Origin of the sequence: Phenylobacterium sp. (assembly GCF_035539035.1) — a bacterium.
Classification (GTDB): domain Bacteria; phylum Pseudomonadota; class Alphaproteobacteria; order Caulobacterales; family Caulobacteraceae; genus Phenylobacterium.
Window position 1 is genome coordinate 245,152 of record NZ_DATLJI010000014.1, and the last position, 22,168, is coordinate 267,319.

At 71.6% G+C, this 22,168-nt stretch carries 25 protein-coding genes, 1 tRNA gene and 1 riboswitch; of the genes, 14 read left to right on the forward strand and 12 right to left on the reverse strand.

The genetic code is table 11. The annotated features are described in order from the left end of the window. Positions 1–7: 7 nt before the first annotated feature. Together VM685_RS10870 and VM685_RS10875 are read left to right on the forward strand one after the other, a co-directional pair. Positions 8–1,012: a fumarylacetoacetate hydrolase family protein gene (locus VM685_RS10870; RefSeq protein WP_325460167.1), complete on the forward strand. Its 1,005-nt coding sequence runs from the start codon at positions 8–10 to the stop codon at positions 1,010–1,012. Continuing rightward, entirely contained in the window at positions 1,009–1,506 is a 498-nt protein-coding gene (locus VM685_RS10875; protein ID WP_325460168.1) for a MarR family transcriptional regulator, read from the forward strand. The genes VM685_RS10870 and VM685_RS10875 overlap by 4 nt, the downstream gene beginning before the upstream one ends. 9 nt (positions 1,507–1,515) lie before the next feature. On the opposite strand, the gene VM685_RS10880 is transcribed toward VM685_RS10875, so the two are convergent. The 3 genes from VM685_RS10880 to VM685_RS10890 all read right to left on the reverse strand — a co-directional run bounded on the left by VM685_RS10880 (position 1,516) and on the right by VM685_RS10890 (position 4,260). Continuing rightward, positions 1,516–1,836: a hypothetical protein gene (locus VM685_RS10880; RefSeq protein ID WP_325460169.1), complete on the reverse strand. Its 321-nt coding sequence runs from the start codon at positions 1,834–1,836 to the stop codon at positions 1,516–1,518. Between the two features lie 220 nt (positions 1,837–2,056). Next, a complete protein-coding gene (gene feoB, locus VM685_RS10885) occupies positions 2,057–3,931 on the reverse strand; it encodes a ferrous iron transport protein B (protein ID WP_325460170.1) in 1,875 nt (624 codons plus the stop codon). Next, the gene (locus VM685_RS10890; RefSeq protein ID WP_414693355.1) at positions 3,928–4,260 is read right to left on the reverse strand and encodes a FeoA family protein; all 333 of its coding nucleotides are present in this window, start codon (positions 4,258–4,260) and stop codon (positions 3,928–3,930) included. The genes feoB and VM685_RS10890 overlap by 4 nt, the downstream gene beginning before the upstream one ends. Positions 4,261–4,393: 133 nt before the next feature. Between VM685_RS10890 and VM685_RS10895 the strand changes: the two genes are divergently transcribed. The 5 genes from VM685_RS10895 (at position 4,394) to VM685_RS10915 (ending at position 9,889) form a co-directional block, all read left to right on the forward strand. Beyond that, positions 4,394–4,477: transfer RNA gene (locus VM685_RS10895), tRNA-Leu, on the forward strand. Between the two features lie 350 nt (positions 4,478–4,827). Then, on the forward strand, positions 4,828–5,187 hold the full coding sequence (locus tag VM685_RS10900) for a rhodanese-like domain-containing protein (protein ID WP_325460171.1): 360 nt from the start codon (positions 4,828–4,830) through the stop codon (positions 5,185–5,187). A gap of 18 nt (positions 5,188–5,205) precedes the next feature. Next, positions 5,206–6,252, forward strand: coding sequence for an efflux RND transporter periplasmic adaptor subunit (locus tag VM685_RS10905; protein WP_325460172.1), 1,047 nt, complete (start codon positions 5,206–5,208; stop codon positions 6,250–6,252). Further along, positions 6,249–9,509, forward strand: a complete 3,261-nt coding sequence (locus VM685_RS10910; RefSeq protein WP_325460173.1) for an efflux RND transporter permease subunit — start codon at positions 6,249–6,251, stop codon at positions 9,507–9,509. Before VM685_RS10905 ends, VM685_RS10910 begins: the two co-directional genes overlap by 4 nt. Positions 9,510–9,556: 47 nt before the next feature. Then, a complete protein-coding gene (locus VM685_RS10915) occupies positions 9,557–9,889 on the forward strand; it encodes a metalloregulator ArsR/SmtB family transcription factor (RefSeq protein WP_325460174.1) in 333 nt (110 codons plus the stop codon). Here VM685_RS10915 and VM685_RS10920 read toward each other — a convergent pair. Both VM685_RS10920 and VM685_RS10925 read right to left on the reverse strand, forming a co-directional pair. Next, entirely contained in the window at positions 9,886–10,239 is a 354-nt protein-coding gene (locus VM685_RS10920; RefSeq protein ID WP_325460175.1) for a DUF1428 domain-containing protein, read from the reverse strand. The genes VM685_RS10915 and VM685_RS10920 overlap by 4 nt on opposite strands. An 83-nt stretch (positions 10,240–10,322) precedes the next feature. Then, on the reverse strand, positions 10,323–10,745 hold the full coding sequence (locus tag VM685_RS10925; RefSeq protein WP_325460176.1) for a hypothetical protein: 423 nt from the start codon (positions 10,743–10,745) through the stop codon (positions 10,323–10,325). Between the two features lie 166 nt (positions 10,746–10,911). Between VM685_RS10925 and VM685_RS10930 the strand changes: the two genes are divergently transcribed. Continuing rightward, positions 10,912–11,970: a hypothetical protein gene (locus tag VM685_RS10930; protein ID WP_325460177.1), complete on the forward strand. Its 1,059-nt coding sequence runs from the start codon at positions 10,912–10,914 to the stop codon at positions 11,968–11,970. Here VM685_RS10930 and VM685_RS10935 read toward each other — a convergent pair. Next, a complete protein-coding gene (locus tag VM685_RS10935) occupies positions 11,967–12,860 on the reverse strand; it encodes a hypothetical protein (protein WP_325460178.1) in 894 nt (297 codons plus the stop codon). The two genes, VM685_RS10930 and VM685_RS10935, sit on opposite strands and share 4 nt — an antisense overlap. A 60-nt stretch (positions 12,861–12,920) precedes the next feature. On the opposite strand from VM685_RS10935, the gene VM685_RS10940 reads away from it, so the two are divergent. From VM685_RS10940 to VM685_RS10965, 6 genes are all read left to right on the forward strand, one after another. After that, positions 12,921–14,222: an SLC13 family permease gene (locus VM685_RS10940; RefSeq protein ID WP_325460179.1), complete on the forward strand. Its 1,302-nt coding sequence runs from the start codon at positions 12,921–12,923 to the stop codon at positions 14,220–14,222. Positions 14,223–14,278: 56 nt separating this feature from the next. Beyond that, positions 14,279–15,169 (forward strand): DMT family transporter, encoded by an 891-nt coding sequence (locus VM685_RS10945; RefSeq protein WP_325460180.1) that lies wholly within the window; start codon positions 14,279–14,281, stop codon positions 15,167–15,169. Between the two features lie 96 nt (positions 15,170–15,265). Continuing rightward, positions 15,266–15,832 (forward strand): tetratricopeptide repeat protein, encoded by a 567-nt coding sequence (locus tag VM685_RS10950; RefSeq protein WP_325460181.1) that lies wholly within the window; start codon positions 15,266–15,268, stop codon positions 15,830–15,832. Between the two features lie 49 nt (positions 15,833–15,881). Further along, positions 15,882–16,238: a hypothetical protein gene (locus VM685_RS10955; protein ID WP_325460182.1), complete on the forward strand. Its 357-nt coding sequence runs from the start codon at positions 15,882–15,884 to the stop codon at positions 16,236–16,238. A 67-nt stretch (positions 16,239–16,305) separates the two neighbouring features. Then, a complete protein-coding gene (ypfJ, locus tag VM685_RS10960) occupies positions 16,306–17,157 on the forward strand; it encodes a KPN_02809 family neutral zinc metallopeptidase (protein ID WP_325460183.1) in 852 nt (283 codons plus the stop codon). 77 nt (positions 17,158–17,234) lie between these two features. Beyond that, positions 17,235–17,534: a hypothetical protein gene (locus VM685_RS10965; protein WP_325460184.1), complete on the forward strand. Its 300-nt coding sequence runs from the start codon at positions 17,235–17,237 to the stop codon at positions 17,532–17,534. Between the two features lie 182 nt (positions 17,535–17,716). Here VM685_RS10965 and VM685_RS10970 read toward each other — a convergent pair whose 3' ends face one another. The 6 genes from VM685_RS10970 to VM685_RS10995 all read right to left on the reverse strand — a co-directional run bounded on the left by VM685_RS10970 (position 17,717) and on the right by VM685_RS10995 (position 21,924). Then, positions 17,717–18,304 carry a hypothetical protein gene (locus VM685_RS10970; RefSeq protein ID WP_325460185.1) on the reverse strand — a complete coding sequence of 196 codons (588 nt, stop codon included), beginning with the start codon at positions 18,302–18,304 and terminating at the stop codon, positions 17,717–17,719. A gap of 71 nt (positions 18,305–18,375) precedes the next feature. Beyond that, complete coding sequence (locus tag VM685_RS10975) at positions 18,376–18,999, reverse strand: hypothetical protein (RefSeq protein ID WP_325460186.1); 624 nt, start codon at positions 18,997–18,999, stop codon at positions 18,376–18,378. Positions 19,000–19,165: 166 nt separating this feature from the next. Then, complete coding sequence (locus tag VM685_RS10980) at positions 19,166–19,876, reverse strand: aspartate/glutamate racemase family protein (RefSeq protein ID WP_325460187.1); 711 nt, start codon at positions 19,874–19,876, stop codon at positions 19,166–19,168. 33 nt (positions 19,877–19,909) lie between these two features. Continuing rightward, on the reverse strand, positions 19,910–20,926 hold the full coding sequence (locus VM685_RS10985) for a D-cysteine desulfhydrase (RefSeq protein WP_325460188.1): 1,017 nt from the start codon (positions 20,924–20,926) through the stop codon (positions 19,910–19,912). A gap of 23 nt (positions 20,927–20,949) precedes the next feature. Further along, positions 20,950–21,402: a hypothetical protein gene (locus VM685_RS10990; protein ID WP_325460189.1), complete on the reverse strand. Its 453-nt coding sequence runs from the start codon at positions 21,400–21,402 to the stop codon at positions 20,950–20,952. Between the two features lie 72 nt (positions 21,403–21,474). After that, positions 21,475–21,924 (reverse strand): DUF6491 family protein, encoded by a 450-nt coding sequence (locus VM685_RS10995; protein ID WP_325460190.1) that lies wholly within the window; start codon positions 21,922–21,924, stop codon positions 21,475–21,477. Positions 21,925–22,031: 107 nt separating this feature from the next. Further along, a riboswitch (TPP riboswitch) is annotated at positions 22,032–22,139 on the forward strand. Positions 22,140–22,168 lie beyond the last annotated feature (29 nt).

Sequence of the window (22,168 nt, forward strand, 5' to 3'; positions counted from 1 at the left end):
AGAACGAATGAAGCTGGCGTCCCTGAAGGGCGGCCGTGACGGGCGGCTGGTGGTGGTCTCCAACGACCTGGCCTGGTTCACCGACGCGAGCCACATAGCGCCCACCTTGCAGTATGCGTTGGACCACTGGTGGCGCATGGAACCGGAGCTGCGCGGCCTCGCGGAGAGCCTGGAGCACGGCGCGGTGCCGAAGGAGCGCTTCCACGAGCACTCGGCGGCCAGCCCGCTGCCGCGCGCCTACCAGTGGGCGGACGGCTCGGCCTATGTGAACCACGTGGAGCTGGTGCGGAAAGCGCGCGGCGCGGAGATGCCGGAGAGCTTCTGGACCGATCCGCTGATGTACCAGGGCGGCTCGGACGGCTTCCTGGGTCCGCGCGACGCGATCCCGCTGGCCGACGAGGCCTGGGGCTGCGACCTCGAAGCCGAGGTGGCGGTGGTCACCGGCGACGTGCCGCAGGGGGTGAGCCGCGAGGAGGCGCTCGGCCTGATCCGCCTGGTCATGCTCTGCAACGACGTGAGCCTCAGGAATCTGATCCCGGGCGAGCTCGCCAAGGGCTTCGGCTTCTTCCAGGCCAAGCCCGCGTCGGCCTTCTCGCCGGTGGCGGTGACCCTCGACAGCCTGCCCGGCTGGAAGGACGGCAAGCTCTCCGGCAAGCTCGAGGTCGAGCTGAACGGCCAGCCGCTGGGCGAGGCCGACGCCGGCATCGACATGACCTTCGACTTCGGGACCCTGATCGCACACGCGGCGAAGACCCGCTCGCTCGCCGCCGGCACGATCATCGGTTCGGGGACGGTGTCGAACCGCGGGCCCGACGGGGGCCCAGGCAAGCCGGTGTCCGCCGGTGGCGTCGGCTATTCGTGCCTCGCCGAACTGCGGACCGTGGAGACGCTGACCGACGGGGCGGCCAAGACCCCGTTCCTGAAGGCCGGGGACGTGGTGCGGATCGAGATGCGCGACGCGAAGCGCCACACGATCTTCGGAGCCATCGAGCAGGAGGTCCGGCCGGCGTGAAGGATGCGGCGGCGAAGGAGGAGAACGGGACGGGGCTGAGGCTCGACGCCTATCTGCCCTATCGCCTGTCGGTGGCCTCGAACGCGGTGTCGGGGCTGATCGCGCGCGCCTACCAGGACCGCTTCGGTCTGACGATCCCGCAGTGGCGGCTGCTGTGCGTCCTTGCCGAGGACGGCGGCCTGACCCAGGGCCAGATCGTCGCGCGCACGGTGATGGACAAGGTGACGGTGAGCCGCGCCGCCCAGGGGCTGGTGAAGCGCCGGCTAGTGGGCCGCACCGACCACGCGGACGACGGCCGGTCGCACGTGCTCGCCCTGACGCCCGAGGGGGTGTCGCTGTTCGACGAGATCGCGCCCCTGGCGCTGGCCTACGAGGCGGCCCTGATCTCGGGGCTCGCGCCCGACGAGGTCGCTCTCCTCAAGCGGCTGCTCAGCCGCCTGCAGGCCGTCGCGGGCCAGCTGGCCGGGGAAGCGGAGCCGCCGAGGCTTGCCTGAGGGCTCGTCCTAGTGGACGAGCGCGGCCTCGCGGCAACCCCAGCGGTGCGAGCCCTCGCCGAACGGCAGGTGGAAGCCGTACGCGGCGCGCCTGCGCTCATCCCGCCAGTTCTCCTCGAACGTGTGGATGAGGGCGGTCTGCAGCTCCTCGGGGATTTGACGGACGTCGTGCCCCAGGGTGCGGGCCACTTGCTCGATCACCAGAGCCCGGTGCGCTTCGCCGCCGAGCATCAGGAGGACCTCACGGACATGCTTGGCGAGGGTTTGATTCCCGCGGCCCGGCTTTTTGCCGTTCGCAGTCTCGGAGGAGTTATCCAGGTTCTTTCCCATGGCATGCTTAGCTATGCATGCGTGGGTTTATCGAGCGGTTAAACGTCAAGGCGAATGGATGGTTAACCGCGACCTGGGGTTTCATCCCGGGATTTTCGTCGGCCCCGACCGCGTCGTCCGGCCATGGAATCCCGGAATAGTACGGGATCGGCGCGGCTCCTGACCTGGCATGGGACACTGCAGGATCGGGGCCAGAGGCCCGATCCGCGCGTGCCTCGGCCTAGCCCCAGCCCAGCGCCACGGCGCCGCGGTAGACGAGGAACGAGGCCAGGTAGGCGAGCGCCAGCATGTAGGCGAACATCACGCCGACCCAGGTCCAGGAGTTGGTCTCGCGCTTGACCACGCCCAGCGTCGCCACGCACTGCGGCGCGAAGATGTACCAGGCCAGGAACGCCAGGCCCGTGGCCAGCGACCAGCTTTCGGCCAGCCGGGCGCCCAGCGCGCCGACGTTCGCCTCGGCGTCGCCCACCGCATAGACGGTGCCCAGCGCGGCCACCGCCACCTCGCGGGCGGCGAAGCCCGGAATGAGGGCCACCACCATCTGCCAGTTGAAGCCTACGGGCGCGAAGACTGGCTGGATCGCATGGCCGATCATGCCGGCGAAGCTGTAGTCGATGGCCGGTCCCGTCGCCCCCTCGGGCGGATATGGGAAGGTGGAGAGGAACCAGACCAGGACCATCAGGGGCAGGATGATCCGCCCCGCGCGGCCGATGAAGATCTGGGCGCGCAGCAGGAGGTTGCGGCCGACGTTCTCCGCCGACGGCAGCTTGTAGGTGGGCAGTTCCATCAGGAACGGCTCCACGGCCCCGCGCCAGAACACCTTGCGGATGACGAAGGAGACCAGCAGCGCGCTGACGATCCCCGAGGCGTAGAGGCCGAACATCACCAGACCCTGCAGGTTCAGGCCCGGGCCGACGGTGCGGTCGGGGATGAAGGCCCCGATGATCAGGGTGTAGACCGGAATCCGCGCCGAACAGGTCATCAGGGGCGCCACCAGGATGGTGGTCAGCCGGTCGCGCTTCTGGTCGATCACCCGGGCGGCCATGATCCCCGGGATCGCGCAGGCGAAGCTGGAGAGCAGCGGGATGAACGCGCGTCCGTGGAGGCCGGCCCCGCCCATGATCCGGTCCATCAGGAACGCGGCCCGGGCCATGTAGCCGAAGTCCTCAAGCAGGATGATGAAGAAGAACAGGACCAGGATCTGCGGCAGGAACACGAGCACGCTGCCGACGCCGGCGATCAGGCCGTCCACCAGAAGGCTCTTCAGCAGGCCGTCGGGCAGCAGGGCGCCGACGCCGGAGCCGAGGGCGGCAAAGCCCGCCTCGATCAGGTCCTGCGGCGGCCCGGCCCAGGAGAACACCGCCTGGAACATCAGGAACAGCAGGCCGAACAGCACCGCCAGACCCGCCACCGGGTGCAGCAGGACCGCGTCGACCTTGGCCGTGAGCGTGTCGGGCCGCTCGGGCGGGCGGACGTGGGCCTTGAGGATCCGCTGGGCCTCGCGGTGGGCCTGGCGGATCTCGACGGCCGTCGGCTCGCGCCAGGTGCTGGCGGCGCCGAGCGCGCCTTGCGCGGCCAGGGCCTCCACCTGGGCCACCAGGTCCTCGATGCCGCGCTTGCGGGTGGCCACGGTGGTGACGATCGGGCAGTCCAGTTCGCGCCGAAGACCGTCGAGGTCGATGCGCAGGCCCTGGCGCTGGGCGATGTCGTACATGTTGAGCGCCAGCACCATCGGCCGGCCCACGGCCTTCAGCTCGAGGATCAGGCGCAGCACCAGGCGCAGGTTGGTGGCGTCCGCCACGGCGACCACCACGTCGGGCGCCATCTCGCCGGCCAGCTTTCCGAGCACCGCGTCGCGGGTCACCGCCTCGTCGGGGCTGCGGGCGCGCAGGGAATAGGTGCCCGGCAGGTCGAGGACGGAGAGGGTTCGCCCGGCCGCCGTCTGCACGAAGCCTTCCTTCCGCTCGACGGTGACGCCGGCGTAGTTGGCCACCTTCTGGCGGCTGCCGGTGAGCGCGTTGAAGAGGGCGGTCTTGCCGGTGTTGGGATTGCCGACCAGCGCCACGCGGGCGGTCGGCAGGACGCCTTGACTCATTTGGACTCCAGCAGGACCCAGACGTCGTCGGCGTCGCGGCGGCGGAGCGCCACACGCATGTCGTCGAGCCGGACCGCGATCGGGTCGCGCCGGATCAGGCCCTCGTGCAGGACCTCCAGGTGCGCGCCTTCCACGAAGCCGAACTCCAAGAGCCGCCGCTGCAGCTCCTCGACGCCGACGCCATGGTCGCCCGGCCGGCTCTCGGCCCGCACGTCGACGATCACGCCCCGGTCGCCAGGGGCGGCGGCGCTGAGGCGCACCAGCCGGCCGTCCGCGTCGGCCGCGAGCAGCGGCTGGGCGGTGACCGGTTCGGCGAGCATGTCGTGCATGGGACCCCCGAGGACGTCTTTCTTGCGAACGATTATCAGTTACGAACGCCGACGTCCATGACCAAGCGCCGCGTTGACCGGCGGCGGCCCATCGCTAGATTGCCCGCCCGCCTGCGTCTTTGACGTAGATCGGGCCCCAGTGGCGAAATGGTAGACGCGGCAGACTCAAAATCTGCTGTCGAAAGGCGTGCTGGTTCGAGTCCGGCCTGGGGCACCAAGCGCGATGAGGGGCGCAACGGCGTGACCGTGGCTCCTGGACCACAGGGCCGGCCCGACGCGGAACGCCAAGCCCGGCCTCACCCCAAGCTTCCTGAACACCATCGCCGCCGGGCAGAAGCCGTCAGGGAGACGGCGTTCCAGGTGGCCTCGGCGTTGGCCGCGCGCCCCTCGCTCAGCGCCAGCGGTTACCCGAGATCGCCGTGACCATGCTCTCGATCATGAAGCCGGTCTTGGGCGCCCCGAGGTCGGAGAATGCTGTTCGCCCCACCCGGAATGGGCTTGAAAGGGCCTCGTTGTTCAATATATGCGCAAATACGCACATGATAACAGCGAGCCGAGAGACATCCCATGCCGACCACCCCGATCCGCGACCTGACCCCGGCGGAAGTCCGCGCCATGCTCCAGCGCGACGAGATCGTGCTGATCGACGTCCGCGAGCCCGGCGAATTCGCAGCCGAACGCATCCACGGGGCGCTGAACTTCCCGCTCTCCACCTTCGACCCCAAGGCCCTGCCGACCGGCGGCCGCGAGGCGGTGGTGCTGCAGTGCGGCTCGGGCAAGCGCTCCGCCATGGCCATCGACCGGTGCCGGGCGGCCGGCCTGGCGGTGGACTCCCACCTCGGCGGCGGCATCCAGGCCTGGGTGGCGGCCGGTCTGCCCACCGTCCGCTACGACGCCGCGACCGGCGCCGTCGTCGACCGCAGCTGATCCAAGAGGACGCCCGCCATGCGCGCCGCCGTGTCCAGCCTCCTCCTCGCCGCCGCGGTGACGCTCGCCGCCTGCGGCGGAGAACCAGAGCGCCCTGAGGCGCCCGCGGCCGCGGCGAGCGGCGAGCGCCTGCCGCTGGCCCAGCGGACCGTCGCCGACCTGAAGCCGGTCTCCGCCACCGTGACCACCAAGGACATGGGCGAGGCGCGCGCCCGCATCGGCGGGACGCTCACCGAGCTGCGGGTCAAGGAGGGCGACTACGTCCGCAAGGGCCAGCTCGTGGCGCGCGTGTCCGACCAGCGGCTGACCCTGGAGACCCGCGCCTACGACGCCCAGACGGCCGCCGCCGCCGCCGAGGTCGCCCGCGCCGACGCCGACCTCGCACGGGTGCGCACCCTCTATGAGAAAGGCATCTATGCGAGGGCGCGGCTCGAGCAGGCGGAAGCCGCGGCCAAGGCGGCGCGGGGCCAGATGGACGCCTACCGGGCGCAGGGCGCCGCCAGCCGTGAGCTCTCGAACCAGGGCGCGATCCTCGCCCCCTCCGACGGCCGCGTGCTGCGCGCCGACGCCCCTGCGGGTTCGGTGGTGGCGGCGGGCCAGTCGGTGGCCACCATCACCGCCGGCGAGCCGCTGCTCCGGCTGGAGATCCCGGAAGGCCAGGCTCGCGCCTTGCGGGTCGGCGACCGCATCCCGATCGTCTCGGAGGACCTCCCCGGCGTCGCGCCGGTGGGCGTGATCGGCCAGGTCTATCCCGCCGTCACCGCCGGCCGCGTGGTCGCCGACATCACGGTCCCGGGCCTCGATGCGGGCCTCGTCGGCCAGCGGGTGCGGGTCCGCGTACAGGTGGGCCAGCGCCAGGCGCTGGTCGTGCCGCGCCGGTTCGTCTCCACCCGCTACGGCGTGGACTTCGTCCGCCTGCTGGGCCGCGACGGCCGCGCCGTCGAGGTGGCGGTGCAGATCGCGCCGGGCCCGGCCCAGGACCAGGTGGAGGTGCTGTCCGGCGTCGCCGCCGGAGACGTGCTGGTCGGGCCGCAGCGGACGCTCGCCCAGGGGCCAGCGCGATGAACCTCGGACTTTCCGGCCGCCTGACGCGGGCGACCATCGCCTCGCCGCTCACGCCGCTGTTCCTGCTGGCGGCCATCGCCATGGGCCTCCTGGCCCTGATGTCGATCCCCCGCGAGGAGGAGCCGCAGATCAGCGTGCCCATGGTCGACATCATGGTGCAGGCGCCCGGCCTGCGCGCCCAGGACGCCGCCGAGCTGGTGGCCAAGCCGCTGGAGACCATCGTCAAGAGCGTGGGCGCCGTGGACCACGTCTACACCCAGGTCGAGGACGACCGGGTGCTGGTGACCGCCCGCTTCGACGTGGGCGAGGATCCCGACGACGCCGCGGTGCGCATCCACGAGAAGGTGCGCGCCAACTACGACAAGATCCCGGTGGGCATCCCCGAGCCCGCCATCGTCACCCGTGGCATCAACGACGTGCCGGCGGTGGTGCTGACGCTCAGTCCGAAGCCCGGATACGCCGCCCGCTGGACCGACCAGGCGCTCTACGACCTCGCCGGCAAGCTCAGGACCGAGGTCGCCAAGGTCGAGGACGTGGGCCTGACCTTCATCGTCGGCGGCCGGCCGGACGAGATCCGCGTCGAGCCCGACCCCGAGCGGCTGGCGCTGCGCGGCGTGCCCCTGACCGCGGTGACCGACTCCGTCCGCCAGGCCAACCGCAGTTTCCCGTCGGGATCGATCCGCGAAGGCGGCCAGGCGGTGGACGTGGCGGCCGGTCGGACCCTGGCGTCCGCCCGCGACGTGGGCCTGCTGACCGTGGCCTCGGTCAATGGTGAGCCGGTCTACCTGCGCGACGTGGCCAACGTCGTCCAGGCGCCGCGCGAGGACCAAGCCCGGGTCTGGCGCTATGCGCGGGAGGAGGGGGCGGCCTGGAGCCAGACGCCCGCCGTCAGCTTGGCGATCGCCAAGCGGGAAGGCGCCAACGCCGTGGTGGTCGCCGACCAGATCCTCGAGCGGGTGGAGAGCCTGGAGGGCTCGCTGATCCCGGAGAGCGTCGACGTGGCGGTCACCCGCGACTACGGCGAGACCGCCAACGAGAAGGCCAACGAGCTGCTGTTCCACCTCGGGCTGGCGACGGTCTCGATCGTCATCCTGATCGGCTTCGCCATCGGCTGGCGGGAGGCGGCGGTGACCGCCTTCGTGATCCCGACGACCATCCTCCTGACCCTCTTCGCCTCCAACCTGATGGGCTACACCATCAACCGGGTCAGCCTGTTCGCCCTGATCTTCTCGATCGGCATCTTGGTCGACGACGCCATCGTCATGATCGAGAACATCGCCCGCCACTGGGCGATGAACGACGGGCGCAGCCGCCAGCAGGCGGCCATCGAGGCCGTGGCCGAGGTGGGAAACCCCACGGTGGTGGCGACGCTCACCGTCGTCGCCGCCCTGCTGCCCATGCTGTTCGTCTCGGGCCTGATGGGCCCCTACATGGCGCCGATCCCGGTGAACGCCTCGGCGGCCATGGTCTTCTCGTTCTTCGTGGCGGTGGTGATCGCCCCCTGGCTGATGATCCGCTTCGCCCGCAAGACCTTGGCGGCGGGCCACGGCCATGACCGCGGCGAGGGCCGCCTTGGACGCGCCTACCGCGGGCTTGCCGGCCGGGTGATCGCCACCCGGCGCAGCGCCACCCTGTTCCTGATCGGCGTGGGCGTGGCGACCCTGCTCGCCATGTCGATGTTCTACTTCAAGGCCGTGACGGTGAAGCTGCTGCCGTTCGACAACAAGTCGGAGCTGCAGGTGGTGGTGGACATGCCGGAGGGGACCAGCCTCGAAACCACCCAGCGCACCCTGGCCGCGGCCGCGGGCATCACCCAGCAGGTGCCGGAAGTGGTCTCCATGGAGGCCTACGCCGGGACCGCCGCGCCGTTCAACTTCAACGGCCTGGTGCGCCACTACTTCCTGAGGAGCCGCCCGGAACAGGGTGACCTGGCCGTGGCCCTCTCCCACAAGTCCGAGCGCAAGCGGGCGAGCCACGCCGTGGCGCTGGACCTGCGCGAGCGGCTGGCGGCCCTGCCGCTGCCGAAGGGCGCCTCCATCAAGGTGATCGAGGCCCCGCCCGGGCCGCCCGTGATGGCGACCCTGCTGGCCGAGATCTACGGGCCCGACCCGGAGACCCGCCGCGCGGTGGCCGCGGAGGTGAAGCAGCTGTTCAAGGGCGTGCCGTACATCGTCGACGTGGACGACAGCTGGGGCGAGGCCCGGCCGCGCCTGCGGCTGACCCCCAACCGCGAGCAGGTGGAGTTCTTCGGCCTCTCCGAGCGCGAGGTGTTCGACTCCATCGGCGCGGTGCTGGGCGGCTCGACGGTCGGCTATTCCCACCGCGGCGAGGGCCGCACCCCTCTGGAGATCGCGATCCGCCTGCCGCAGTCGGACCGCACCTGGAGCGAGCGACTGGCCGCGACTCCGCTCGCGGTGGCCCAGACCCCGCAGGGCCGCCGGCTGGTGGAGCTGGGCGAGGTCGTCGAGGCGAGCCGCGAGACCGGCTCCTATCCGATCTACCGCCGCGATGGCCGCGACGCCGAGATGGTCACCGCCGAGCTGGCCGGCCAGTACGAGGCGCCGATCTACGGCATGCTGGCGGTCGACAAGGCGATCGAGGCCCACGACTGGAAGGATCTGCCGAAGCCCGAAGTCCGGCTGAACGGCCAGCCCGCCGACGAGAGCACGCCCACCCTGCTGTGGGACGGCGAATGGGAGATCACCTGGGTGACCTTCCGCGACATGGGCGCGGCCTTCGCCGTGGCCATTCTCGGCATCTACGTCCTGGTGGTCGCCCAGTTCAAAAGCTTCCGCCTGCCGCTGGTGATCCTGACGCCGATCCCCCTGACGCTCGTGGGGATCGTCATCGGCCACATGCTGTTCCGGGCGCCGTTCACGGCCACCTCGATGATCGGCTTCATCGCGCTGGCCGGGATCATCGTGCGCAACTCGATCCTGCTCGTGGACTTCATCCGCCACAGCCAGGGCGGGGGCCGGCCGCTGCGCGACGTGCTGCTGGAGGCCGGCGCCATCCGCTTCAAGCCGATCCTGCTCACGGCGCTGGCGGCGATGATCGGGGCGGCGGTGATCCTGTTCGACCCGATCTTCCAGGGGCTGGCGATCTCGCTGCTCTTCGGGCTCGCGTCGTCGACGGTGCTCACCGTGCTGGTGATTCCGGCGATCTACGTCGTCCTGCGCGACGATGGGCGGCGGCCCACGAAACACGGCGGGACGCAGGCCGAGGTCGAGCCGCCGCAGCTTCGGAAGGGGTCATGACCGGCGCGCGCCTTCCCGAAGCGCCGGTGGCCGGACATATTCCGCCCATGGACGCGACTGCTGAACCCACCCACTCGGAGCTTCTGGCGCTGGAGGCCAGCGCCAGCGCGGCCGCGCGGTTGATGAAGCTGTTGTCCAGCGAGCAGCGCCTGATCCTGCTGTGCCGGCTGATCGAGGGCGAGTGCTCGGTGGGCGAGCTCTCGCGTTACGTCCGGCTGGCGCCCTCGGCCACCTCGCAGCACTTGGCCAAGCTCCGCGCGGAGGGGGTGGTCTCCACGCGACGCGAGGGTCAGACCATCTACTACCAGATCGCCGATCCGGCCGCGTTGCGGGTGATCGACACCCTCTGCGAGATCTATCCGCGCGGCGGCGCCCGCTAGAACTCCACCACGCTCCGGAAGCCGCCGTAGATCATCCGCTTGCCGTCGAACGGCATGTCGGCCGGCGGGGTCTTGATCCGCTCGTCCTGCATGACCTTGGCGTTGATCTCGTCGCGCTTCTCGCGGCTCTCGTAGGTGATCCAGGAGAACACGACGACCTCGTCGTCCTTGGCCTGGACCGAGCGCGGGAACGAGGTCAGCTCGCCGTACGGCGTGTCGTCGCCCACGCACTCCACGTAGGATAGCGCGCCGTGCTCCATCCAGACCTCGCCGGCCGTGCGGGCCATCTGCCAGTAGTCGTCCAGTCGGTCCTTCGGCACCGCGAGCACGAAACCGTCCACATAGGGCATGGGAGCCTCCGTCTGCCTGTCGTCCCGCCTAGGACGTCGGCGGGCGCGCCGATCCGACACCCGCCGGCGACAAATGTGAAGGATCAGGCGTCGGGGAACTGCAGGACGAGGCGCATCTGGCCGGTGGCCGGCGGGCTGAAGGGGGCGGTCCGCGGCTTGGCCGGGGAGCCCGCGATGCGGCCCTCGATCCGGTAGGCGCCGGGCGGCAGCTTCACCAGGATCCAGGGGGCGTCGCAGCTGGCGCTCAGCACCTCGCGCCCGGCGCGGTCGCGGATCGTGACCTCGGAGCCGACGAGGTATTCGTTGAGCAGGTTGGAGACCTCCACCCGCACCGGATAAGCCTGCCACTTGGGATCGAGCCGCGTCTGGCCGATGCCGGTGCAAGCGACCGGCGCCCCGTTGACCTCGGTCTCCGCGTCCACCGGCAAGGCGGCGGGCTGCGCGAGGGCGGCGGGGGCGAGGATCAGGGCGGCCAGCGCCCCCAGGGCGATGGAGCGAGGGGTCATGCGGTCACTCTCCGGGTTGCGGCGGGAGATCACCCCACGGGGACCGCCCGCGCCTTGACCACGGTCAAGCTTGGCGCGACTCGCCTGCAGGTCTGACATCTGGCGGCAAACTCCGTCGATCAGTCTGGCGGAGATCCGGCGCGAGACCGGGTGGGAGGAAGAGACCATGAGACTGAAGACGACCATCGCTCTGGGGGCCCTGGCCGCCGGAGCCGCCGCGGCCGCGCCGGCCGCGGCCCGTGACGTGGGCGGGGTGGCCTGCACGAGCCCGCCGCCCGCGCGCTGCGCGGGGGAGGCCTGCGCCACCAGCGGCGACCTCGCCAACCTGGGCAACGCCACCGACGGCAAGACGGGCCGCAAGTTCTTCCTGGACTACCCCTGCGACCTGAAGCCGGGGGAGAAGGTGGTCTTCATCCTCAACCTCCATGGGGCGGGCTCGGTCGGCAACTGGCAGCGCCACTACTTCCCCGCCGCCGACTACAAGGAGAAGCACCGCCTCGTGGTCGCCACCCCCACCGCCGCCACCATGGGCGCGATGATGGGCGGCCAGGGTCCGGGCGTCCGCCGCTGGGACGCGGCCGCCGATGACGAGCATCTGAAGAACGTGACCGACTTTGTGCTGGAGAGCTTCGGCCGGTCGAACATCCGGTCCTTCTGGCTGGCCGGCCACAGCCAGGGCGGCTTCACGTCGAGCCGGATCGTCTGCTCGGACTATTTCAAGGACAAGGTGGACGGCTGGCTCAGCCTGTCGGGCGGGCGGATCGGCCAGGCGCCGTTCGTGGCCGCCTTCGGCCCGCCGCAGCCGGACGGCTCGCCGCCGGCGCCCCGGCCGCGCCCGCCGATGGGCGCTGCGACGCCCGCCTGCGACTTCTCCCACGTCTTCACCGTGGGCGAGCACGAGATCGAGACCCTGCCGGACACCTCGCCCTGGGCCGCGAAATACGGCTGCGCGGCGCGGGTGCGCCGGCCCGACATCGTCGACGAGAAGGCCGGCTACGTCTGGGACTACCAGCGCGCGGGCTACAAGGTGTGGGGAACGAAGGCGCGGCCGGGCAAGGCCGAGGTATTCGCCTATCCCGGCTGCCGGGACGGCCGCGTGGTCGCCGACGTGGTGCGCATCGACAAGGGCCACACGGAGGGCCTGGAGCCGAAGGTCACGGAGGAACTGGTGAAGCTGATCGTCTCGGCGCCCGGGGGAAAGCTGCAGCAGGCGGCCGCCGACTAGCGGCGCCACTCGCCGAGGACCTCGCCGCCGGCGGGGTCCTCGAAGGCGACGCGGTCGAACTCCACGGTCACCACGCAGACCGGGCGGCGGTCGGCGGTCTCGGCGCGGCAGCGCACGGCCCGACCGTCCTCGCCGGCCACGACCCGGCCTTCGAGCACCAGGTGGTAGACGTGCGGTCCGGTCGGCGGCTCGGCCTTCTCCACCACCTGGTAGGGCCGCTCGCCCCGGCGGAAGACCCGCGACCCGCCCTCCCGGAAGACTTCCGCCAGGCCGACGGTCTGGGGCGACGGGGGCGGCGGCGCGGCCGGAGGCGGAGCCGCCGCCTTCGGCGCGGCCTTGGCGGGGCTCGTGGCGGGCGCAGGCGGCGGCACGGGCAGGCTGGGGCAGGTCTCGCCCTCCAGCCACGGGCGCGGAATCCAGAAGCCTTCCACCGCCTCGACGGTCTCGGCGCCCGGCAGGCCGCGGGCCAGCGCCGCGCCGGTCCAGTCCACCGCCCGCGCCGTCAGGGTGAGCGTCCCGCGGGCCTCGTCGTAGCGCCAGGCGGCGGGTTCGACGGCGGGTGAGACCCCCAGGCATCCGAACGGCAGGCGGACGCGGAAGGCGCGCCCGGCGAGCGCCGCCTCTGCCTCCGGCGCGGGGGCTCCGGCGGCATAGGCCGCGGCGGCTGCCCGGGCGGCGGCGACCAGCTCGGCCCGGCCGAGCGGCGGCGGGGCGAGCGGGGTGGGCGCAGGGGCCGCGGGCGGGGGCGCCGCCGGCGCCGGGGCGGGCGGCGGCGACCTGCGCGGCCAGGCCAGCAGGACGGCGGCGATCAGCGCGACCGCGAGCAGGCTCACGAAAACGCCAGCGACGACGCCGTTGCGGTGCGGGGGCCTGTGGTTATGTTCCGCCATGGCCCACAGGCTAGCAGATGACGGCGCGCCTGTGCGCCCCCGGGGCCGGGCGGCCGTGCGATGAGCTTTGAGCAGCTCGCCGCGCTGGTGATCATGGCCGCGGTGGTGGCCGCCCTGATCTGGGGTCGGCTGCGCTCGGACGTGGTGGCGCTGTCCGGGGCCGCGGCGTTGCTGGCGCTGGGCGTGGTGAGGCCGGTGGAGGTGCAGGGCGCCTTCGCCAGCCCGGCGATCATCGCGCTCGCCTCCCTGTTCGTGATCTCCTACGCCATGGAGCTGACGGGCCTCCTGGGCCTGATCATCCGCGGCGCGGTCCGGCTCTGCGGCCGGCTGGGCGAGGCCGGGCTGTGGCTGGTGATCGGGGTGTGCGGCGCGGCGTCCGCCTTCCTCAACAACACCCCCATCGTCGTCCTGGGCGCGCCGGTGGTGCGCGACGTGGCCGAGTCCCTGAAGCTCTCGCCCCGGCGGTTCCTGATCCCGCTGTCCTACGTCACCGTGCTGGGCGGCAGCTGCACCCTGATCGGCACGTCCACCAACCTGCTGGTCAACGACATGGCCCGCACGGCCGGGCAGCCGGGCTTCGGCATCTTCGAGATCACCCCGGTGGCGCTGATCGTGGCCGTCGCCGGCGGGGTCTACCTCTACCTGTTCGGCGGCCGCCTGCTGGGCAAGCCCGCGTCGGCGCCCGAGCCGGTGGGCGACGCCCTCGACGACGGCGAGAACGAAGGCGCCCTGGCCGAGCCCAGCTTCTTCGCCGCCGACCGGCCGCTGAAGCCGGCTGGCGCCATCCTCTCGCTGGTGGTGTTCGTGGGCGTCGTCGTGGCCGCGGCGCTGGAGATCGCCCCGATCGCCGCCTCCGCCTTCGCCGGCGCGGTGCTGCTGGTGCTCCTGCGGGTGATCAGCGCCGAGCAGGCCTACCGTGGCCTCAGGCCGGAGATCCTGCTCCTGATCGCCGGGATGGTGGTGGTCGGCCTGTCGCTGGAGCTCACAGGCCTGGCCGCCAGCGCCACCGACCTGCTGGCCGGCTGGGTGCAGGCCCTGGGACCGCTTGCGGCGCTGGCCATCCTCTACGTCGTCACCCTGCTGATCACCGAGATCCTGTCCAACGCCGCGGTGGCGGTGCTGCTGACTCCAGTGGCGGTGGCCCTGGCCGAGAGCCTGGGCGTCAATCCGCGGCCGTTCCTGGTGGCGGTGATGCTGGCCGCCAGCGCGGCGTTCGCCACGCCGTTCGGCTACCAGACGAACGTCCTCGTCTACCAGATGGGCGGCTACCGCTACATGGACTTCGTCCGCATCGGCCTGCCGCTCAATGTCCTGACGGCGGCGGTGGCCATCGCCGCCATCCCCGCCTTCTTCCCGTTCTGAGGCCTGCGCCCTCACGGCCGGTTGACCCGCGCGGCGACCCACACCACACCGCGGGCGTGTCCTCGCCCGCCGCCCAGAACATGGTCCTCGGCATCACCTACCGGGTGCTGGCGATGGCCTGCATGGCCTGCCTGTCGGCGCTGGTGAAGTGGACTGGCTCGCGCGGAATCCCGGTCTTCGAGATCATCTTCTTTCGCAACGCCTTCGCCTTCCTGCCCCTCGGCCTCTACATCTCGCGGACGACCGGCTTCGAGGTGCTGCGCACCCAGCGCCCCCTCGGCCACCTGGTGCGCTCGGCGGTGGGCCTCACCGGGATGGTCTGCGGGTTCTCGGCCGTGCAGCACCTGCCGCTCACCGAGGCGACGGCCCTGCAGTTCGCCTCGCCGCTGTTCATGACCGCGCTGTCGGCCCTGATCCTGGCCGAGCCGGTGGGCCGCCACCGCTGGGGCGCGGTGATCGTGGGCTTTGTAGGGGTGCTGATCATGGCCCGCCCGGCCCCTGGGCACTTCAACCTGCCCGGCGTGACGCTTGGCCTCCTGAGCGCGCTTGGGGCGGCGGGCGCCATGGTCGCCATCCGCCAGATCGCCAACACCGAGCGCGGCCCGACCATCGTGTTCTACTTCACCCTGGGCGGCACGGTGCTGGGGCTCGTGGGCAGCCTGATCTTCGGCTGGGTGACGCCCGACCTGGCGACCCTCGGCCTGCTGGTGCTGGCAGGACTGATCGGCGGCGTCGGCCAGCTCTTCCTCACCGAGGCGCTGCGGGTCGCCCCGGTCGGCGTGGTGGCCCCGTTCGACTACACCCAGCTGATCTGGGCGGCCGGCATCGGCCTCCTGATCTGGGGTGAGCTGCCGCGCGCCACCACTCTCGTGGGCGCTGTCATCGTGGCCGGGAGCGGGGTCTACATCCTGCACCGGGAGATGCGTCGCTTCCGGCGGGCCGACTGACGGCGCCGCGTTGACACCGCCCGCGCCGAGGAGGATTCTCCAGGAGAACGCCGGTACGCCAAGCCTCTCGGCGCCGGCCGTACGATGGAGCGGATCATGCGCAAGGCTCTGGCTGGGGGTCTGGGAGTGCTGACGGCGGTGGCGGCCCTGGCCATCGCGACCGAGGCCTGGGCGGCGGTCACCGTCATCGGCGGCGGCCTGGCCGAGGCCTGCTCCAAGGCCGCGCTCGACGGCGAGCGGGAGCTCGAGTTCGAGAAGCTCTGCACCCGGGCCCTTGAGGAGGAACTGCTCAGCCCGCGCGACCGGGCGGGCACCTACGTCAACCGCGGGGTGATGAAGCTGCGCCGGGCCGGCTGGGACGGAGCGGTGAAGGACTTCGACACCGCCGTCCGCATCCAGCCGGACCTGGGCGAGGCCTATGTGAACCGCGGCGCGGCGGCGATCGGCGCGCGGCGCTACGCCGAAAGCCTGCCCGACATCAATCGCGGCCTCGAACTCGGCGTGCAGGAGCCGGCCAAGGCCTACTACAACCGCGCCCTGGCCCACGAAGGACTGGAAGACGCCAAGTCGGCCTATTTCGATTACCAGAAGGCCATCGAGCTGAGCCCGGAGTGGACGCTGCCCCGCGAGCAGCTCACCCGCTTCAGCGTCAGCCGGCGCTAGCGGGCAGGGGGCCGAGGCCCCATCTCCCAGGGCTGCAAGGAGCCCCGCCATGCGCGCCGTGATCGTCACCGCCGCCCTCGCCGCCGCCGCGCCGGCCTGGGCCCAGTCGCCGACGCCCTACACCGACCAGCTCCGGCTGGGCGAGATCCAGGCGCAGCAGGACCTGGCCCGCAGCCGCGCCATCGCCCAGGAGAACGAGCTGATGGCGCTGGACGCGCGTCTCCGCACCGAGCAGGCGCTGCGCGACATCCAGGTGCAGCGCAGCCTGCCGCCGCTGCCCACCCTGCCCGACGATCCGAAGCGTCCCCCGCCGGTGCTCGACACCTCCCGCGTCGCCACCATTCCGGACGATCGCCTCGAGGCCTCGAACGCGCGGGTGCGTGAGGCCGCGGAGACCCGACGCTAAGCTCCAGGGAGCGCACCAGGGCTCACGGCGTTATCGCCTCGGCTCAGGCAAGAGGCGGAGACATTTGATGCGCTGGTCAGGCGGACGCGGCGGCGGGAACATCGAGGATCGTCGCGGCCTGGGCCCGGCCGGCGCCGTGGGCGGCCTGGGCGCGGGCGGCGTGATCCTGGCCCTCATCGGCTACTTCGTGTTCGGCATCGATCCCTCGACCACCATGAGCGTAGTGGGCGGCGGCCAGCAGGTGGAGCAGCAGACTGGCGTCCGCGGCACGCCGGCCGACGAGGCCGGCCGCTTCGTGGACGTGGTGGCGACCAACGTCGACGACGTGTGGACCCAGGTGTTCCGCCAGCAGGGCCAGCAGTACCAGCCGCCCGCCGCCATCGTGATCTACGACCAGGCCACCGGCACCGGCTGCGGCATGGGCCAGTCGGCCATGGGCCCGTTCTACTGCCCGCCCGACCGCAAGGTGTATCTCGATCTCACCTTCTGGCAGGACCTGGAAACCCAGCTCGGCGCCCGCGGCGAGGCGGCGCGGGCCTATGTCATCGCCCACGAGATCGGCCACCACGTGCAGAACCTGACCGGCGCCTCGGAGATGTCGCGCAAGCTGGGCTCGAAGGGCGCGGAGAGCGGCTCAGTGCGCCTGGAACTGCAGGCCGACTGCTACGCGGGCGTCTGGGCCGCGCACGCCGCCGCCGTGTCGAACGGGCAGGTGGCGCTCGATCCCAAGGACATCGAGGACGGCCTGCGGGCCGCCGCCGCGGTCGGCGACGACACCCTGCAGCGCAAGAGCCAGGGCCGCGTCATGCCCGACGCCTTCACCCACGGCTCCGCCGAGCAGCGCATGCGCTGGTTCCGCGTCGGCGTGCAGTCGGGCGACCCGGCGGCGTGCGACACCTTCCGGGCCGCCCGGCTCTAGTTCCCGCGACCCGCGCCCCAGCCGTTGAACGAAGGGGGCGTCTGCGCCATCATCGCGCAAGTCGAGAGGGGGCAACCATGATCAGATTTCTGCGCACGAGTGCGCCGGTGTTTGTTGCAGGTGTGGTCGTTGGCCTGGGCCTTGGCGCCACGGCGGCCGCGGCCAGCCTGGTGTGGGACGGCGGTCCGGCGTCCGCCTTTGTCGTCGATAGCCAGTTACAGGTCGGCGTGAGGCCGAGTAGTTCCGTATTCGTCTATTGCGTCACCCCGGCCGGCGACCCGCGACCGGATTTGCCACCGACGGTTGGCGGGAACGGAATGTCAGCTTTTCCAGGCGGTGGACAAGCCGTCGTCACGCTGATGAGCTGCCCGCCCTGACGCGCTCTGCCGATCCGGCGTTCAAACCACGGAGTGCGGGACCGCATCCCAGCCGGACGTGATGGCCACCAAACGACGCCTTCACCCACGGCTCGGCCGAGCAGCGCATGCGCTGGTTCGGCGTGGGCGTGCAGTCGGGCGACCGGCGGCGTGCGACACCTTCCGGGCCGCCCGGCTCTGGGTCAGGCGGTCGCCGAGACGTTCAGGGCCTCGGCCGCGGGCGCCGGGATGTCCTCGATCGTCCAGCACAGGTCGAGGCCTCCGGTGGCCGGATCGACGTGGTCGCTGATGACCAGGGGGTCGTAGACGTCCGGGTTCGAGCCGTCCGTCCGCGAGTGGCAGAGGTACCACCCCGGATTGGCCAGGGACTGCAGGCGGGTGAAGACGCGTCCGTCGGGCCAGGTCAGCTGCTCCGCCAGCCACTCGCCGGACTCCTCGGGCTCGTACCAGGAGCCCACGCCCCAGAGTTTCGGCGTCGTCTTCCCATTGATCCCGCAGAGGAGCAGCGGTTGGTAGGCCCACATCATGAAGTAGTCGCCGCCGGCAGGTTGCCCCGGCCGCTGGGTGTCGATGGCCAAGAGCGACCAGCGCGGCGGCCCGCCCGGCGTGACGGGGCTGAAGGTGTCGATCCGCCAGCGGCGCGAGAGGCCGGGGTTGGTGGCGGTGGAGACCTGGTAGTCGCTGCGGTCGGCGTAGTAGCCGATGCGGCCGTCGTGGGACGGGAAGCGGTCGATCGGAAGCGCGCTCCTCAGCGCGGCGTAGCTGGTCATGCGGACACTCCTTGTGAGGGGCCGGCGCGCGGCCGGCGCATGAGGTCGGATGCGGGTGAGGCGGGCGCCGATCAGGCCCGCGCCGGCTTGGCCCGGTCCGTCGCGGAAGGGGCCGAGGTGAACTCCATCGCCCAGTCGAGGTCGATGCCGCCAGTCTGGGGATCCTCGGTGTTCTTCAGGGTGAGCGCCGTCGTCACGATCGGCAGGTCCGTGCCCGGAATCCCGGTGTTGTAGCGGTCGTGGCAGAGGAACCAGCCGGGGTTCAGCCGCGACTGCAGCCTGACGACGTCGAGCGTCCGGGTCGGATCGTCGGGATTGGGAATGGTCCGGTAATCGGGCGCCCAGTGGGCGTTCATCTCGTCGATGTCGAGGCCGATCGCGCCCAGCCGTACAGGCCCGCCCGGCGGGGCGGTGAGCAGCAGGGGCATATAGGCCCAGCTCATGAAGAAGTCGCCGGGCCCCGGCGGCGGGTTCAGGCGCTGCGTGTCGAGGGCCCAGAGGAGCCAGATCTCCTGCGAGCCGGGATTCGAGGGGTCGGCGTGGGTGATCTCGATCTGCCAGTTGCGGGAATAAGCGCCGCTGGCGGTCCAGACCTGGCCGTCGCTGCGGTCGGCGGCGTAGCCGATCCGGCCGTCGTGCAACTGGGGGTTCTCGTACTCGTAACAGCTGCGCAGGGCGCCGATTTGGGTCGCCATGGTCACGGTCTCCATCTTGAGGCGCGCGAAGGCGCCGCCGCGGGAAGACGCTTACGGACTGGGACTGACGCTGGAACGCCGGGACGCTACCACGTCTTGGGCGTGCTGTGATCTAGGCGGCGCGCGGAGGTTGTGGAGGTGACCGCGGTCACATCGGCGCGGTCGGCTACGCCCCGTGGTAGGCGGGCAGGGCCTCCCAGCCCAGGCACACGGCGACGCAGCGGCGCGCCAGGAGATCGCCGGGATCCACCATGTCCACGCGCAGGTCCTCCTGAGAGAGCACCAGGGGAACCTCGGTGCAGCCGGCGATGATGCATTCGGCGCCGGCTTTCACCAGGGCGTCGGCGTGGGCCTTCATCTCGCGCCGCACCTCGCGGCCGGTGTCGCCGCCCTTGATCCGGTAGAGGGTGGCCATGAAGGCCTCCTGCCGCTCGGCGTCGAGGGTGATCATGCCCATGGCCTGGGCGGCGAGGTACTCCCGGTAGAGCTTCAGCGCCCCCTTGGTGCCGAGCACGCCGGCGCGCATGGCGCCGGTCTCGTGCGCCGCCCGCGCGCCGGTCTCGATCATGTCGATCAGCGGCAGGCCCGAGGCGCGCTGGATGAGGTCGGCGTGGGCGTGGGCGGTGTTGCAGGCGATGGCCAGGACGTCCGCCCCCGCGCCCCTGAGCGCCCCCGCCATCTCTGCCAGCACGGGCCCGGCGCCGGACCCTGGCGTGTTGCGGTCCGGCACCTTGGGGTTGATGTCGGCGATCACGCGGATGTGGTCCTGGTCCCGCTCGGCGGGGGTGTAGGCCTGGAGCTTGGCCAGGAAGTCCAGCGTCGCCGCCGGCCCCATGCCGCCCAGGACGCCGAGCGTGAGCGAGGTGTCGTCACTCATGCGAGAACCCCACCCCCAGCGTTAGGGACTCGGTCACAGCCGCCCCTCCAGCACCGTCTGGTAGCCGAACAGGCCCTGGGCGCCGCCGGTGTGCAGGAAGACCACCGTCTCCCCGTCGAAGGCGCCCTTCCGCGACAGCGCGATCAGCCCCTTCATCGCCTTGCCCGTGTAGACCGGGTCCAGCAGGATGGCGTCGGTCCGGGCGGCGAGCGCCAGGGCGTCGATCACCCCCTGGTCCACCAGGCCGTAGCCCTCGCCCACATAGTCGCAGTCGGCGACCACCATCTCGCGGGTGACCCGCTCGCGGTACCCCATCAGGTCGGCGGTGTCCTGGGCCAGGCGGAAGACGTTGGCCTCCTGCACGTCCTTGGGCGCGCGCACGCCGATGCCGAGGACCGGAATGTCCGCGCCCATCATGGCCAGGCCGGCCACCAGCCCGGCGTGGGTGCCGGCGCTGCCGGTGGCGGTGACGATCCGGTCGATCTCCAGGCCCAGCTCATTGGCCTGCATCACCAGCTCCATGGCGCATTCCACATAGCCCAGGGCGCCGATGATGTTGGAGCCGCCGCCGGGGATGACGTAGGGCGTCCCGCCGCGCTCGGCGACCTCGGCGGCGAGCTCGGCCAAGGCCTGGTTCATGTCGGTCCCGGCCGGGACCGTGCGCAGCTTCGCGCCGAGCAGCTCGTCCAGCAGGACGTTGCCCGAGCGGTTGTAGTCGTGGGCGTCGGAGCCGGTGCGGTGCTCGAGGATCACCTCGCAGGCGAGGCCGAACCTGGCCGCGGCCGCCGCCGTCTGGCGCACGTGGTTCGACTGGACGGCGCCCTGGGTGACCAGGGTGTCGGCGTCGTTGGCGAGCGCGTCGCCCAGCAGGTACTCGAGCTTGCGGGTCTTGTTGCCGCCGCCGGCCAGGCCGGTGCAGTCGTCGCGCTTGATCCACAGCATCGGCCCGCCGCCCGGCGAGCCCGACAGGGCCTCGGTCAGCCGGGGCAGCGGCTCCAGTGGCGTGGGGAGGTGGGCGAAGCGGACGGGATTGAAGCGGGCGAGGTGCATGCCCCCGCCCTAAACCTCAAGCCTTACGGCCGCAACCGCGGCGGCAGGGCGTCCACCTCGGCCGGCGTCAGCCGCACGATCGATTCCACGATGCAGGGCGTGGAGAAACTGCCGCCGCCCTTGCTGACCGAGATGTCCAGGTCGATGGGCGAGCAGGCGATGGGGCTGCCCGGCGGCTGGCGCATGATCAGCGGATCCGAGGAGATGGCCCCGGCCAGGCAGGCGCCGGACATGCCGATCCGGTAGACGCCGCGACCGGAGACGTCGACGTAAAGGGTCCGGTCGTCGCCCATGGTGTGGTTGCGGATGTCGGCGGTTCGGAAGCAGTCGCCGGGAGCCAGCGCGGTGCGCGGCGGGGGTGGCGGCGGGATCATCGCGCCGGGCGGCGGCGGGGGCGGCGGCGGCGGCGGGTAGTAGTCGGCGCAGGCGGCTAGGGTCGTGGCCGCGCCCAGCGCCAGAGCCAGTGCGAGCTTCATGGCGATCCTCCTTGTGCGTTCAACCTACGACAAGCGAACGCCGTTCCGCACGCCCCGTGGCGGCGCTTGCGGTCAGGGGCGCTGGGCCCGGGGCAGGGCGGCGGCCTCACGGCGGGAGAGCAGGGTGTAGTTCTTGAGCACGCAGCGGGAGATGCTTCCGTCGGGGCGCTGCATCGTCAACTGGATCGCGCTCGGCCGGCAGACGGTGTCGGAGCCCGCCAGCTCCTGGCGCAGCAGCAGGTCGCGGGACGTGGCGCCGGCCAGGCATGGGCCGTCCATGTCGAACCGGTAGACGTCGCGGCGGCCGATCCGCACGTGCAGGCTGTCGTCGCTCGTCACCCGGTGCCGGCCCATCTGGCTCAGCTTGAAACACTGACCCGGCGCAGTGGCGATCGCCACCGCCTGCGCCGCCTCGCCGTCGGAGAGGGTCCGGGCCTGCTCGGGCGTGCGGACCCGGGGCTGGGAAGCGGCGCAGGCGCTGAGCGCCAGGGCGGCGGCCAGCACCGGAACAAGGGTCTTCATGGGGTGTCTCCAAGCGTTGCTATGGAAACCCCCCGCTAAAGCCAAGGTTCCGCCGGCGACCGGCGGGTGAGACCGCTTCCCTTCGGTCAGGATCGGGCGTAGCGTCGCCGCCGTCCTCGGGGGGCCGCGCTGGAGCGGCTGAGAGGTGGGTGAGCCCACGACCCGTCGAACCTGATCCGGGTCATGCCGGCGAAGGGAAGGCGCTGAACCGTCCGACCTGACGCCCGTGATCCGTCCCGCCTAC